Origin of the sequence: Duganella sp. S19_KUP01_CR8, from assembly GCF_036688705.1 — a bacterium.
Lineage (GTDB): Bacteria > Pseudomonadota > Gammaproteobacteria > Burkholderiales > Burkholderiaceae_D > Rugamonas.
This window is the reverse complement of sequence record NZ_JAQQPR010000013.1, coordinates 99,453-113,225: the sequence shown is the minus strand read 5'-3', so window position 1 is coordinate 113,225 and position 13,773 is coordinate 99,453. Positions and strand designations below refer to the sequence as shown.

The 13,773-nt window shown below is 64.0% G+C and carries 12 protein-coding genes; 4 read left to right on the top strand and 8 right to left on the bottom strand.

The features are described from left to right. Positions 1-38: 38 nt before the first annotated feature. Positions 39-506 carry a heme-degrading domain-containing protein gene (locus tag V6M89_RS14905; RefSeq protein ID WP_217941619.1) on the top strand — a complete coding sequence of 156 codons (468 nt, stop codon included), beginning with the start codon at positions 39-41 and terminating at the stop codon, positions 504-506. Here the strand turns inward: V6M89_RS14905 and V6M89_RS14900 are convergent, their stop codons facing one another. The 4 genes from V6M89_RS14900 to V6M89_RS14885 all read right to left on the bottom strand — a co-directional run bounded on the left by V6M89_RS14900 (position 507) and on the right by V6M89_RS14885 (position 4,482). After that, positions 507-722, bottom strand: coding sequence for a SlyX family protein (locus V6M89_RS14900; protein WP_020703788.1), 216 nt, complete (start codon positions 720-722; stop codon positions 507-509). 46 nt (positions 723-768) lie between these two features. Beyond that, a complete protein-coding gene (locus V6M89_RS14895) occupies positions 769-1,224 on the bottom strand; it encodes a cache domain-containing protein (protein WP_332853892.1) in 456 nt (151 codons plus the stop codon). Between the two features lie 64 nt (positions 1,225-1,288). Further along, entirely contained in the window at positions 1,289-3,349 is a 2,061-nt protein-coding gene (locus tag V6M89_RS14890) for a UvrD-helicase domain-containing protein (RefSeq protein ID WP_332853891.1), read from the bottom strand. Positions 3,350-3,489: 140 nt separating this feature from the next. Next, positions 3,490-4,482, bottom strand: coding sequence for a zinc-binding alcohol dehydrogenase family protein (locus V6M89_RS14885; protein WP_332853890.1), 993 nt, complete (start codon positions 4,480-4,482; stop codon positions 3,490-3,492). 101 nt (positions 4,483-4,583) lie between these two features. On the opposite strand from V6M89_RS14885, the gene V6M89_RS14880 reads away from it, so the two are divergent. Beyond that, positions 4,584-5,492: a LysR family transcriptional regulator gene (locus V6M89_RS14880; protein ID WP_332853889.1), complete on the top strand. Its 909-nt coding sequence runs from the start codon at positions 4,584-4,586 to the stop codon at positions 5,490-5,492. A gap of 82 nt (positions 5,493-5,574) precedes the next feature. Beyond that, positions 5,575-6,057: an SRPBCC family protein gene (locus V6M89_RS14875; RefSeq protein WP_332853888.1), complete on the top strand. Its 483-nt coding sequence runs from the start codon at positions 5,575-5,577 to the stop codon at positions 6,055-6,057. Between the two features lie 6 nt (positions 6,058-6,063). Here V6M89_RS14875 and V6M89_RS14870 read toward each other — a convergent pair whose 3' ends face one another. Further along, positions 6,064-7,200 carry an HD-GYP domain-containing protein gene (locus V6M89_RS14870; protein WP_332853887.1) on the bottom strand — a complete coding sequence of 379 codons (1,137 nt, stop codon included), beginning with the start codon at positions 7,198-7,200 and terminating at the stop codon, positions 6,064-6,066. A gap of 71 nt (positions 7,201-7,271) precedes the next feature. Continuing rightward, the gene (locus V6M89_RS14865; protein WP_332853886.1) at positions 7,272-8,714 is read right to left on the bottom strand and encodes a dihydrolipoyl dehydrogenase; all 1,443 of its coding nucleotides are present in this window, start codon (positions 8,712-8,714) and stop codon (positions 7,272-7,274) included. 144 nt (positions 8,715-8,858) lie between these two features. Here V6M89_RS14865 and V6M89_RS14860 point away from each other — a divergent pair, with 144 nt between their 5' ends. Beyond that, the gene (locus V6M89_RS14860; protein ID WP_332853885.1) at positions 8,859-9,749 is read left to right on the top strand and encodes an ArgP/LysG family DNA-binding transcriptional regulator; all 891 of its coding nucleotides are present in this window, start codon (positions 8,859-8,861) and stop codon (positions 9,747-9,749) included. Here V6M89_RS14860 and V6M89_RS14855 read toward each other — a convergent pair. Both V6M89_RS14855 and hemE read right to left on the bottom strand, forming a co-directional pair. Beyond that, positions 9,746-11,779 (bottom strand): primosomal protein N', encoded by a 2,034-nt coding sequence (locus V6M89_RS14855; RefSeq protein ID WP_332853884.1) that lies wholly within the window; start codon positions 11,777-11,779, stop codon positions 9,746-9,748. The two genes, V6M89_RS14860 and V6M89_RS14855, sit on opposite strands and share 4 nt — an antisense overlap. Positions 11,780-12,584: 805 nt before the next feature. Beyond that, positions 12,585-13,667: a uroporphyrinogen decarboxylase gene (gene hemE / locus V6M89_RS14850; RefSeq protein ID WP_332853883.1), complete on the bottom strand. Its 1,083-nt coding sequence runs from the start codon at positions 13,665-13,667 to the stop codon at positions 12,585-12,587. Between the last annotated feature and the right edge of the window lie 106 nt (positions 13,668-13,773).

Genomic DNA, 13,773 nt, shown 5'->3' with positions numbered 1-13,773 from the left:
CGGCTACACTGCCGTCTTGTACCGGACAAGGATCAACGATGGAAAATTATGTCGAGCTGCTGGAAACCCTGGCGCAGCAGGAAAAGGAACTGCAATTCACCGCCTTCACCAGCGACACCGCGCTGGCGCTGGGCCTGAAGGTGGTCGAGCTGGCCAGGCAGCGTGAAAAGAGCGTCACCGTCAACGTGACGGTCAACGGCAAGGTGCTGTTCCACCACGCGATGCAAGGCGCGACGCCGGACCAGGCCGACTGGATACGCCGCAAGAGCAATGTGGTGACGCGCTTCGGCCGCTGCTCGTTCCACATCGGCACCGATTATAAGAATCGCGGCGTGGCGTTCGAGGAAGTGAAGTACCTGGACCCGAAAGAATACGCGCCCTACGGCGGTTCCTTCCCGGTGGTGGTCAAGAATGTCGGACTGATCGGCACGGCCACCGTCTCCGGCCTGCGCCAGGCGGAAGACCATGCGATCGTGGTCGAAGCGCTGCGGGCCGTGCTGGCGTAATCAGTAGTGCGGTGGCGGCTCGTGCGCCAGCGCGCCGCCGCCGCCGCCACCTTGCGCCTGGTCGCGCACATGCTGTACCAGCGCCGCGCACATCTGCTCCAGCTTGTCGATCTGCTGCTGTTGCTCGTAGACGCGCTGGTTCAGCGACTCCACGATGTGCTCCTGGTGCGCCAGTTTGATTTCAATATCGATAAAGCGGTCTTCGTTGGTGCTCACGGCGTACTCCCTGCTGGAAAGCACGCATTCTACCGCCTTAGTGGCCTTACTTGAGGTAGACCCCGCCGCAGACCACCATGTCGTCTTCCGGCACGCAGTACATCGCCTTCGGTTCGATCTGGCCGCTGACCGGATTGGTGAACTTGTAGTCCTGCCAGAACGGCTTGTTTTTCTTCGCCAGCTCGACGCGCTCCTTGACGAAGGCCTTGCCGTCGACGTCCTTAATTTCCAGCAGGTTCTTGCCGATCATCTTGGCGTTGGCGCCGTGCGCGCGCACCACGCCGTCCAGGCCGTACACGGTCAGGTACAGGTCGCGGTCGCTGAACTGGCCGTCCTTCTTGCTGATCTCGACGTAGGTTTTGTCCTTGCCGTTGGCCTTCAAAAACTTCAGGCCTTTGTTCACCATCGCCTCGGCTTCCGCCTTGGTGGCGAAGTCGGCGGCGCGGGCTACCGGCAGCAGGGCGCAGGCGAAAACAAGAGACGCAATGAGTTGGGTACGCAAGGATCACCTCCGTTGGAATCGCGCCAGGACGGCACATGCCGATGCTAGCACAAGGCCGGCCCGATTACGTCTTCGGTGTGGTCAATAGTTCCTTCATGCGTGCCAGCCGCTCCTTCGGCGTCAGCACTTCGGACTCGGCCGGCACGGCGTTGCCGACGTCGAGCTCCATCTCCTTGATGAAGCGCGACGGATCGCAATGCACCTGTTCGCCAGCGCGCTTGCGCTTCTTGCACCAGGTGATCTGCAGCGTGCGCTGCGCGCGCGTGATGCCGACGTACATCAGGCGCCGCTCTTCCTGCACGCGGGCGGCGATGGTCTCGGCCGGCGCATCGGGATCGCCCTTGTGCGGCAGGATGCCTTCCTCGACGCCGACCAGGAACACGTGCGGATACTCCAGCCCCTTCGACGCGTGCAGGGTCGACATGCGCACCGCATCCGGGTCTTCGTCCTGGCCTTCGAGCATGGACATCAGCGCCACCATCTGCGTCAGCTCCAGCACGTTCTTTTCTTCGCTGTCGCGGTCCTTGCCGCCGCGGCCGCGCTCCTTGAGCCAGTTGGTGAACTCCAGCACGTTCTGCCACCTGGCCTGCGCGGCGCGCTCGTCGAACATATCGTAGAGGAAGGATTCGTAGTTGATCGCTTCCAGCAAGTCGTCCAGCACTTGCGCCGCGTTGTCGCCGCTGCCGCTCGGACCGGGCCGGCTGGCGCGCGCTTCCAGGTTGTTGATGAAGTTGCAGAACTCGCGCAACGGCAGCAGCTGGCGGTCGTTCAGCAGACCTTCGATGCCGCCCTTGAACACCGCCTCGAACAGCGAGCACTGCCATTGGCCGGAGAAGGTGCCCAGCGTTTCCAGGGTCGACTGGCCGACGCCGCGCCGCGGCGTGGTCACGGCGCGGATGAAGGCCGGATCGTCGTCGGTGTTGGCCAGCAGGCGCAGGTAGCTGATGATGTCCTTGATCTCGGCCTTGTCGAAGAAGCTCTGGCCGCCCGAGATCGTGTACGGAATACGCTCCTTGCGCAAGGTCTGTTCGATGATGCGGGCCTGGTGGTTGCCGCGATACAGGATGGCGTAGTCGGACCACTTGTTCTTGCGCTGGAAATGGTCGGCAGAGATCATGATGGCCACCTGCTCGGCTTCCTGGTCGTCGTTGGCCATGCCCAGCACGTTGATCGGCTCGCCCAGGCCGTGCTCGGACCACAGCGATTTCTCGAACAGCTTGGGATTGTTGCCGATCACCGCGTTGGCCGCTTGCAGGATGCGGGTGGTGGAGCGGTAGTTCTGCTCCAGCTTGATCACCTGCAGGTCGGGGAAGTCGGTTTGCAGCGTCTTCAGGTTTTCCACCGACGCGCCGCGCCAGGCGTAGATCGCCTGGTCGTCGTCGCCCACGGCGGTGAACATCGGCTTCTTGCCGATGCCCGTCACCAGCAGCTTGACCAGCTCGTACTGGCAGGTGTTGGTGTCCTGGTATTCGTCCATCAGCAGGTAGCGCAGGCGGCGTTGCCACTTATCGCGCACCGGCTCGTTGCTGCGGAACAGTTCCACCGGCAGGCGGATCAGGTCGTCGAAGTCCACCGCCTGGTAGGCCGACAGGGTCGCCACGTAGCTGGCGTAGATGCGGGCAGATTGCGCCTCGTCCTCGTCCTTGGCGTTGTGCAGCGCGATCGCCGGATCGACCAGGCCGTTCTTCCACAGCGAAATATCGGTCTGGATGCGCCGCACCACCTGCTTGTCGGTGGTGATCGCCATGTCCTGGATCAGCGAGCCGCAGTCGTCGCTGTCCATGATGGAGAAGCGGTCCTTGAGGCCGACGCCGTTGGCTTCCTGGCGCAGGATCTTGACGCCCAGCGAATGGAAGGTCGAGACCGTCAACTGCTTGGCCTGCCGAGGCTGCTTGAGCAGCTTGGCGATACGCTCCTGCATCTCCAGCGCGGCCTTGTTGGTGAAGGTCAGCGCGGCGATGGTGCGCGGATCGTAGCCGCGGTCCTCGATCAGGTGGGCGATCTTCTGGGTGATCACGCGCGTCTTGCCCGAGCCAGCGCCGGCCAGCACCAGGCATGGGCCGTCCAGGTACATGACGGCCTCGCTTTGCGGGACATTGAGACCGAATTGGGGGGCTTTGGACATCGGGCAACGATCTGGCTGGGGAACAGCCAGTCATTGTACAGCCCCGGACGGCACACCGTCGTTCCCGCGCAGGCGGGAACCCATGCTGAGTATCCCGTTCAGCTCAGTATGGATTCCCGCGTGCGCGGGAATGACTGCGCTTAGAAGCCCGACAACACGATCTTGCCGATGGTGCGGCGGCTTTCCAGCGCCTCGTGCGCACGGCGCAGGTTGGCGGCGCTGATCTTGCCGTAGACCTCGCCAAGCGTGGTCTTCAACTTGCCGGCGTCGATCAATGCCGCCACTTCGTCCAGCAGCTTGTGTTGTTCGATCATGTCCGGCGTGCCGAACATCGAGCGGGTGAACATCATTTCCCACACCCAGGTCACGCTCTTGGCGAACAGCTTGTCCATGTCCAGCGGCGCGGTGTTGTGGACGATGCTGACCACCTTGCCTTGCGGCGCGACCACTTGCGCGATGGCGTCGAAGTGCGGATCGGTGTCGCTCAGGCACAGCACGTAGTCGACGCTGGCGATCTCCAGCGCCAGCAGTTGCGCCGCCATGTCGCCGTTGTGGTCGATCACATGGTCGGCGCCCAGTTCGCGCACCCACTTGGCCGATTCCGGACGCGAGGCGGTGGCGATCACCGTCAGGCCGGCCAGCTGCTTGGCCAGCTGGATGGCGATCGAGCCGACGCCGCCGGCGCCGCCGATCACCAGCACGCGCTTGCCGGCGTCGGCGCCGTCGCGGCGGATCGCCAGGCGGTCGAACAGCGCTTCCCAGGCCGTGATCGAGGTCAGCGGCAGGGCGGCGGCGTGGTTGAAGTCCAGGCTGGCCGGCTTGCGGCCGACGATGCGCTCGTCGACCAGGTGGAATTCGCTGTTGGCGCCGGGGCGGATGATGCTGCCGGCGTAGTAGACGGCGTCGCCCACCTTGAACAGGGTCACGTCCGGGCCGACGGCGGTCACGGTGCCGGCGGCGTCCCAGCCCAGCACGCGCGGGGCGGCGTCGGCCGCTTCGCCGGCGCGCACCTTGGTGTCGACCGGATTGACGGAGACGGCTTCGATCTTGACCAGCAGATCGTGGCCGGTGGCGACAGGAACGGCGATTTCCACGTCTTGCAGGGCGGTGTTGGTGACGGCGATGGCTTTCATGGTTTGCTCCAGATAAAAGTTTTGATGGACGCAGTATGAATCGCCGCATTTACTTTGATAATTGGCATAATGATTAAATCATTCTTCATCAAATCAATAAAATGGCTCTGGACCTGACCGACGTGGCGCTGTTTGTGCGGGTATGCGCGACCCGCAACCTGTCCGCCGCCGGGCGCGAGTTCGGCCTGTCGCCGGCCGCGTCCAGCACCCGCATGGCGCAGCTGGAAAAGCAGCTGGGCGCGCGCCTGCTGCATCGGACCACGCGCCAGATCACCGTGACGCAGGACGGCGAAGTGTTCCTGGAACGCGCCGTGGCGCTGCTGGATGCGGCCGAGCAGGCCTCGGCGGCGGTCGGCCACGGCAACGCCCAGCCGCAGGGCCTGCTGCGGGTGGCGGCCTCGGTGACGTTCGGCCGGCTGTACATCGTGCCGGAGGTGGCGCAATTCCTGGACGAACACCCCGGCGTGCAGCTGGACCTGCGCCTGTCCGACAGCACCCACGACCTGGCGGCGGACGGCATCGACGTCGCCATCCGCATCGGTCCGCTGCGCGATTCGGCGCTGGTGGCGCGGCCGCTGGCGCCGAGCAAGCTGGTGTTGTGCGCCTCGCCCGGCTACCTGCGCCGGCGCGGCGTGCCGCAGCAGCCGTCCGACCTGTTGCAGCACGAATGCCTGGTGCTGAACGCGATGAACCCGTGGCGGCTGCGCGAGCGCGACGGCAGCGAGCTGCTGCTGCGCGTGGGCGGCCGCTTCCGCAGCGACAACGGCGAGGCGCTGCGCGACGCGGGCATCGCCGGGCTGGGCATCGGCCTGGTATCGACCTGGCTGGTGGCGGACCAGTTGCGCAGCGGCGCGCTGGTGCGGGTGTTGCCGGGCTACCAGACCACCGATTCGATGATTTCCGCCGTCTACCTGAACCGCCGTTTCCTGCCGCCCAAGAGCCAGGCCTTCATCGACTTCTTCAGCCGGCGCTTCGGGCCGGAACCCTATTGGGATGAAGGCATCGCCTGAGCGGGCGCAGTAGCGATCGTGCCATTTGCGTTACCATGCGGGGATGAGGCGCACGTGCGCCTGCCCTGGATATGGTTTCCCTATGAAATTCGAACATTTAATTGAAATTAACGACCCGCTGAATCCGCTGATCGATGCGCTCAGCCTCAAGCAGCTGTGGAGCGGCCTGGTGCTGCGCGCCGAATCGCCGAAGCTGTTCGTGCCGCACCTGGACGAATGCGTCATCGACCAGCGCGTCGAGAACGGCTTCCGCCGCCGCCTGACTTACGGCAAGCTGGTCATCGAAGACCGCGTGGTATTGGAGCCGATGCGCCAGGTGCGCTACGAAGTGGCGGCGCAGCAGGACATCAGCCAGTCCAGTCTGACGATGACCATCGAAACGCCGACCGCCGACACGCTGTACGTGCGCTTCCAGTACGACGACGGCCACGACGCGGCGACCGACGCCGCCAACGCGATGTACGATGATTTCCGCCGCTCCGCCTACCAGGAGTCGGATATCGACACCATCCGCGTGCTGCGCGACCTGGCGCAGCAAGGCCGGCTGGACGCGCTGCTGAACTAGTCTGGACTAGACGGCGGCGCTGCGTCCCCAGACCTGTTCCATGCGCAGCGGCGGCGCCTGCAGCGTGGCCAACTGCGCAAGGCTGAGCACCTCGCGGATGCCGTGCATCTCGGCGCGCGTATCGCGTTGCAGGAACACCTCCAGCGGCGCGCCGCGCGGGCCGATCACCGATTCCACATGCGGCGTGGTCGATTGCAGGCCGCGGCGCGACACCACGCCGATCTCACCGTTGATCAAACGCACATAGGTACCGATGGGATAAATGCCTAGCTCGCGTATCAGCAGCGCGGCCAAGTTGCCGTCCACCGTCACGTTCGATTCCAGCAGCAGGTCGCGCAGGGCGGTGTGCGGGGTCATGGTCTTGCGCCAGGCGCGCTCGGCCACGCGGGCGCAATAGCGGTCGGCCAGCGCCAGCAGTCGCGCCAGCAGCGGAATCTGCGCGCCCGACTTGCGCAGCGGATAGCCGCTGCCGTCTTCGTTTTCATGGTGATGCAGGATGCAGTCCAGCCAAGCCTGGTCGGCGATGCCGGCCAGCCGCAGCAGTTGCACGCCCGCTTCGGGATGGGCTTGCACCACGGCGCGGTCGGCGGCGCTGAGTTCGAGGCGGTTGTCCTGCAGCCGCTGGTGTTGCTCCAGCATGGCGACGTTCATCGTCAGCGCAGCCAGCGTCAGGCTTGCGGTCTCTTCCGGTGACAGTTGCTTGGCCTTCGCCAGCAACTGCACCACCACAGCGGTATCGATGCAATGCCGCACGGCGTAGGACGCGGCGCGCTGGTTGTGCAGGATGGTGGCAACGGCCACGTCGACATTGACGGCCACGGCATCGGTGACCAGCAGCGCCACGTCGTCCAGGCGGCGGCGCAGGTCCGGCGGCGCGGCGCGCCGCGACACGGCTTGCAACAGTGCTTGCAGCTCCAGGCCGGCGGCGTTGAGCTTGCGCAGTGCCGAGTCCGGTTCGCGGGATGCTTCATGCTGCCCGCTGTGGTCTTCGAACGAGCCGCGCTCCACCAGGTAATCGATCTGGTTGGCGCTGGCGATCATATGCCCCTTGCGGACCAGCAGGGCGCCGTTTTCGCCGTACACATTCCACGGTATCAGCATGCCCAGCTTCAGATCGGCTGCCGTGACTTTACGTATCTTCATTGCCGTTGATAAAAAACCATCGAGCCAGCAGCATACGGTGTTTCGGTGAGAATGTGTGAGATTGTTGTATTTTAGGGCGCGGGCGTGCAGTCGATGCAGCCGCAATCGTAGGCCGGGGCGGTGGCCAGCTGGTGCGCCAGGTCGCGCAGGGCGGTGCGCACGCCTTCCTCCACCACCGGATGGTAGAAGGGCATGTCCAGCATGGCGCTGACGGTCAGCCCGGCCTGGCAGGCCCAGGACAGCAGGTGGCCGATGTGCTCGGCACGGGGACCGATCATCTCGGCGCCCAGGAAGCGGCCGGTGGCGTGTTCGGCGTACACCCGCAGCATGCCCTTGTTTTGCAACATCACGCGGCTGCGGCCCTGGTTTTCAAACGACACCTTGCCGACCGAGAAGCGGCCAGCGTACGACGCGCACAACTCCTCGTAGCTGGCACCCAGGGTGGCGATCTGCGGCTCGGTGAAGGCGATGGTCAGCGGCGTGCGGCGCAGGCCGGGCTGCACGGCCGGGTAGCGCGCCGCGTTGTCGCCGGCGATGCGGCCCTGGTCGGCCGCTTCCGGCAGTTGCGGCCGTTCGTTGTCGGCGTCGCCGGCGATGAAGATGGGGCTACTGCCGCACTGCATGGTCTGCTGGTCGTACAGCGGAATGCCGTGATGGTCACGCTCCAGCCCGGTGTTTTCCAGGCCCAGCTTGTGCACGTTCGGGCGCCGGCCGATGGCCGACAGCAGGTAGCTGAACTGCTCGGTACGCTGCACACCGTCGCCGTCCTCGCTGGTGACGGCCAGGCCGTCGCCCTCCTGCACCACGCGCACCACCTTGGTTTTGAAGCGCACGTCGAGCTCATCGGCCATGGCGCGGCGCGCCACGTCCAGCACGTCCGGGTCGCTGAGCTGGGCGACGCTGCCGCCACGGCCGAACACGGTCACGCGCACGCCCAGCCGCGCCAGCGCCTGGCCCAGCTCCAGGCCGATGACGCCGGTGCCGGCCACGGCGATCGAGGCCGGCAGGTCGTCCCAGTAAAACACGTCGTCGCTGGTGATCACGCGCGGGCCGGCCGCGCGCCATTCGTCCGGCACGATGGGCGTGGAACCGGTGGCGATGACGAAGCGCTCCGCCTCGATCAGCGTGTGGTCGTCGATTTGCAGCTGGGTCGCGCTGAGGAAGCGCGCGTGGCCGTGGATCTTGTCCTCGGCCGGATAGCCGTCGACGCTCTCGACGACGAAGCCGACAAACCGGTCCCGTTCGCTGCGCACGCGTGCCATCACCGCCTTGCCGTCGATGCGGACCTGGCCCGGATGCACGCCGAAGGCCGGCGCCGCGTGCAGCGCGTGGGCCGCCTCGGCCGCCGCGATCAGCAATTTGCTCGGCATGCAGCCGACGCGGGCGCAGGTGGTGCCGTAGACGTTGGATTCGATCAGCAGGGTTTTCTTGCCGCCGGTGGTGGCGGCGCGGTAGGCGGTCATGCCGGCGGTGCCGGCGCCGATGACGGCGACTTCGGTGCGTAGCGTTTTCATTTTCCAGAGTCTACACCGTTTGGCCGGACGGCATCTCCGGCCAAAAAGCAAGCTTACCGCGCACGATAGGTGTAATCGAATTTTACTTCAAAGCAAAAGAGTATTAGTATCACTTATCGTTTCCAATTTATATAAGTACAGCTTATGGGATCACTCGACTACCGCGCACTGGCCGTGCTGGACGCCGTTGCCAGTCAGGGCAGCTTTGAAAAAGCCGCTTTGGCGCTGGGCATCAGCCAATCCGCCGTTTCCCAACGCATCAAGGCGCTGGAGGATGCCGCCGGCCGCCTGTTGATCGTGCGCGGCCAGCCTGCCGTGCCGACCGGCCTGGGCCAGCGGCTGGTGTCGCACCATCGCAACGTCCGGCTGATGGAAGCGTCGCTCGACATTGATCTGGGTCACAAGGTGAGCATGCCGGAGATCGCGCTGGCGGTCGACGCGGCCAGCCTGGCGACCTGGTTCCCCACGAGTTTGCAGCCCCTGCTGTCGCCGCCGCGTTGCCAGCTGAAGGTGCAACTGGCCGACCAGCGGATGGCGCTGCACCTGGTGCAGGAAGGCAGCGTGTTCGGCAGCATCGCCGTGGCCCAGGAGCACCCGGATCAGCACGCCAACGGGCCGGACGTCACGCCGCTGGGCAAGATGCGCTACGTGTGCGTAGCCACGCCGGCGTTTGCCGGCCACTGGTTCGGCGACGGATTCTCGCTGGATGCGGCGCGGCTGGCGCCCGCCGTGGTCAGCGACCAGGACATGATGACCGGCTTCCTGCACACGGTGCTGGAACTGAACGGCCCGTATCCGCACCACACCATGCCGCAGTCGGCCGCCACCACCGAGTGCATCTACGGCAGCCTGGCGTACGGCCTGATGCCGCTGATCCAGGTATCCGGCGCGCTGGCCAGCGACCGCCTGGTCGACCTGGCGCCCGGCCACCACGTCGACGTGGCGCTGAACTGGCATGCGTGGAACCTCGACACGCCGTTCACCCGCGCGCTGACCGAGCAGATCGTCGCCACCGCCCAGCGTTTCTTGCTTTAAATATCCAGCGGATCGACTTCCAGCGACCACTTCACGCGGCTCTTCATTTCCCGCAGAGTGAGTAGCCACTCTCGCAGAAACGCTTGTAACATGGGCCTCGATGGCGACTCCACCAGCAACTGGGCGCGGTCGACGTTGTGCACCCGCGTCATGCTCATCGGGATGGGATCGTTGATCGTGATGCCCGGATGCTCGACGCAATCGCGGGCGATGGTCAGGAATTCAATGGCCGTGGCCAGCTCCGGCGCCTCGGCGCGCAGCAGCGCCTGGTACAGATAGGGCGGCAAGGCGGCTTGCTCGCGCTCCTCCAGCAAGGCCGAGGCGAAGTGGTCGTAATCATGGCGCACCACCGCGTCGTACAGCGGATGCTGCGGGTAACGGGTCTGGATCAGCACCTCGCTGGCACTGCCGCCTTCGGTCTGGGCGGAGCGGCCGGCGCGGCCCGCCACCTGCATCAATTGCGCGAACAGGCGCTCACTGGCGCGGTAGTCCTGCGAAAACAACGCCGTATCCGGGTTCAGGATGCCGACCAGCGTCAACTTCTTAAAATCGTGCCCCTTGGCCACCATCTGCGTGCCGATCAGGATATCGACCTCGCCCCGGTGCACGGTGTCGAACGCGGCCTGCGCGCTCCCCTTCTTACGGGTGGAATCGGCGTCGATGCGCAGCACCCGCGCCTCCGGGAACATGGCCTGCAGGCCTTCCTCCACGCGCTGCGTGCCGCGTCCCAGCGGTTGCAGGTCGACGTTGCCGCAGGTCGGGCAATGGCGCGGGATGCGCATCTCCAGGCTGCAATGGTGGCAGCGCAGCCGATGCTCGGGACGGTGCAGCACCATGAACGAGGTGCAGCGCGTGCACTCGCTGATCCAGCCGCAGGATTCGCAGCAGATCACCGGCGCATAACCACGCCGGTTCAGGAACAACAGCGACTGCTCGCCGCGCTCCATGCGCTGCTTGATCGCCGCGATCAAATGGGACGTCAACCCGTCCTTGGGCTTGTCGCGCTCCATGTCCAGCAGCTTCACTTGCGGCAGCACGGCGTTCTTGACGGCCCGCTCGCGCAGCTCCAGCTTGCGGTAGCGGCCGGACTGGGCGTGATGCCAGCTCTCCAGCGACGGCGTGGCCGAGCCCAGCACGATGGGGATGCCCAGCTGCCAGGCGCGCCACACGGCCAGGTCGCGCGCCGAGTAGCGCAGGCCTTCCTGCTGCTTGTACGAGGGATCGTGCTCTTCGTCGATGACGATCAGCTTGAGGTTGGGCAGCGAGGCCAGGATCGCCAGCCGCGTGCCCAGCACGATGCGCGCCTTGCCCTGGTGCGCGGCTAGCCAGTGCAGCATGCGCTCGCCTTCGGACAGGCTGCTGTGCAGAGTCGCCAGCATCACGCCGGGGAAGCGCGCGCGGATATTGCCTTCCAGCTGGGGCGTCAGGTTGATTTCCGGCACCAGGATCAGGATCTGCGCGTCCGGCTCGCGTTCCAGCACCTGCGCGCAGGATTGCAGGTAGACCTCGGTCTTGCCGCTGCCGGTGACGCCGTACAGCAAGGTAGGCTTGAAACCCGCAGCGCCACCGATGGCGTCCGCCGCCTCCTGCTGCGATGGATTGAGTTGAGGCATATTCAGCGGCGTGCCGTCATGCGGCGCGTCCAGCTTGGCCAGCTTCTTCAGCGCCCGGTCCAGCGCCACCGTGGTCAGCACACGCAGATTCTTCGGCAGCCCCGGCAGCGCCACCTCGCCCAGCGGACGCTGGTAATAGTCGGCGGCAAAGCCGGCCAGCGCCAGCCATTCCGGCGACAGCGGCCCCAGCTGGCTGCGCACGGCCAGCGCGTCCTTCAGCTTTTCGGCCGGCACATCGGTCTCGGCCGCCACGCCGACGATCAAGCCCATCACCTCGCGGCGGCCGAACGGCACCAGCGCCAGCTGGCCGACCTGCGGCTGCTCCGCCGCGTCGCAATGCCAGCGGTAGTCGAAAATCGCGTTCAGCGGCGTATCAAGCGCAATCTGAAGGATGCAATGGTGGAAAAGGCCCTGCATAGATCCCGTCACAGTAGAAAATTCTTGCGGCAATTGGGCGCAAATACCGCCCTCACTGGGGCGCTTTGAAGTATCCACAGTTTTTGTGGATAACTTTGTGGACAAAGGAATCTTAATCCCCGGAAAGCATAGACTTCTGGCTTGGCATCGTCGTAAACCGGGCAAAAATTCAAAATTATTTCTCTTTAAAATCAATCACTTGGAAAATGCTTCCTAGGAGAAGAAAAATTCGTGTTTTTTCTCCGCCGCTGTGCATAAGTGAAGTATTTAGGATGCATTTTTTGACGAAATCAAGCATTTTTTAGAACTTATCCACCGATATTGCAAAGCACAATACGCTACTTCCAGTGGACTGCATTGGACATACCTTATGTATAAGGTTTGTCTGTTCACAACTTCGTTATCACGGCCTAAACTTTGCCTAAAAATAGTGCAACGCAACATAAACCTCAGGCAAAACAGCAACATTATGGCTAAGTCACGGTTTACTAAGTACTTTTATTTTTTATCCACAGTTTTTGTGGATAACTTTGTGGACAATGATGAAATAAACTAGTTTCAGCCGTCAGTCAAGGTTTACGACTTGCCATGTATTGCCTCTTCGACCACAAATTTTATCCTTCATAATCAATGACTTGCGATGCCGTCACGGGCTAGAAAAAAAGCACTGCCTAATATTTCCGCAGTTAAAAAAATTGTGCATAAGTCGGTTTTACTGAGCCGTAAACACCAATGAAAAAACCCCCATCCGCACTGAGCGCGATCTTGAGCGCGTTCAGGCTGATGGGGGTTTTGGGAAACTACATCAAGCCGCGCGCTGGGCCTTGCTGTGGCTGTGAACGGCTTCGACCATGGCGGCGACGTTCTCCGGCGGCGTGAACTGGGAAATGCCGTGGCCCAGGTTGAACACGTGGCCATTGCCGTCGGTCGGCTTGCCGTAGGCGTCGAGTACCTTGTGCACTTCGGCGCGGATCTGGTCCGGGCTGGCGAACAGGATGGCCGGGTCCAGGTTGCCCTGCAGGCCGACCTTGTGGCCGACCAGCTTACGCGCCTGGGTCAGGTTGACGGTCCAGTCCAGGCCGACCGCATCGGCGCCGATGTCGGCGATCTGCTCGATCCACTGGCCGCCGCCCTTGGTGAAGACGATGGCAGGAATCTTGACGCCGTCTTTGTCACGTTTCAGCAGGGAAACCACCTGCTGCATGTATTTCAGCGAGAACTCCTGGTAGGCGCCATCCGCCAGCGCACCGCCCCACGAGTCGAACACCATCACCGCCTGGGCGCCGGCGTCGATCTGGGCGTTCAGGTACTCGGCCACCGCCTTGGCGTTGATAGCCAGGATGTGGTGCATCAGGTCCGGGCGGTTGTACAGCATCTTCTTGATGGTATGGAACTCGCGCGAGCCCTGGCCTTCGACCATATAACAGGCCAGCGTCCACGGGCTACCGGAGAAGCCGATCAGCGGCACGCGGCCGTTCAATTCGGTGCGGATCTGGGTCACGGCCTTGAACACATAGTCCAGCGAGCCCAGTTCCGGCGCGCGCAGGGCCAGCACGTCGGCCTCGGTTTTCAGCGGACGCTCGAATTTCGGGCCTTCGCCTTCGACGAAGTACAGGCCCAGGCCCATCGCGTCCGGCACCGTCAGGATGTCCGAGAACAGGATGGCAGCGTCCAGCGGGAAGCGGTCCAGCGGCTGCAGGGTGACTTCGGTGGCGTAGTCCGGATTGGTGGCCAGGCCCATGAAGGAGCCGGCCTTCGCGCGCGTGGCGCGGTATTCCGGCAGGTATCGCCCCGCCTGGCGCATCAGCCACACAGGCGTGTGGTCGGTCGGCTGGCGCAACAACGCGCGCAAGAAGGTGTCATTCTGGAGCGGGGCAAATTGTGGCATGGAAGGCAATCGAAATCGGTCAAAAGACTATTATCGCATCCTGCGCGGATTTTTTTTGCTGGATGATAGTCCGTTCCTTCACTATCATGCGTAGCACCCGACTTTG

Bases quoted from the DNA above. Each gene is read 5' to 3' on its own strand.
- hemE (WP_332853883.1), bottom strand. From the start codon at position 13,667: ATGCCACAATTTGCCCCGCTCCAGAATGACACCTTCTTGCGCGCGTTG.
- V6M89_RS14865 (WP_332853886.1), bottom strand. From the start codon at position 8,714: ATGAAAACGCTACGCACCGAAGTCGCCGTCATCGGCGCCGGCACCGCC.
- V6M89_RS14860 (WP_332853885.1), top strand. From the start codon at position 8,859: ATGGGATCACTCGACTACCGCGCACTGGCCGTGCTGGACGCCGTTGCC.
- V6M89_RS14885 (WP_332853890.1), bottom strand. From the start codon at position 4,482: ATGAAAGCCATCGCCGTCACCAACACCGCCCTGCAAGACGTGGAAATC.
- V6M89_RS14890 (WP_332853891.1), bottom strand. From the start codon at position 3,349: ATGTCCAAAGCCCCCCAATTCGGTCTCAATGTCCCGCAAAGCGAGGCC.
- V6M89_RS14870 (WP_332853887.1), bottom strand. From the start codon at position 7,200: ATGAAGATACGTAAAGTCACGGCAGCCGATCTGAAGCTGGGCATGCTG.
- V6M89_RS14905 (WP_217941619.1), top strand. From the start codon at position 39: ATGGAAAATTATGTCGAGCTGCTGGAAACCCTGGCGCAGCAGGAAAAG.
- V6M89_RS14880 (WP_332853889.1), top strand. From the start codon at position 4,584: ATGGCTCTGGACCTGACCGACGTGGCGCTGTTTGTGCGGGTATGCGCG.
- V6M89_RS14875 (WP_332853888.1), top strand. From the start codon at position 5,575: ATGAAATTCGAACATTTAATTGAAATTAACGACCCGCTGAATCCGCTG.
- V6M89_RS14855 (WP_332853884.1), bottom strand. From the start codon at position 11,779: ATGCAGGGCCTTTTCCACCATTGCATCCTTCAGATTGCGCTTGATACG.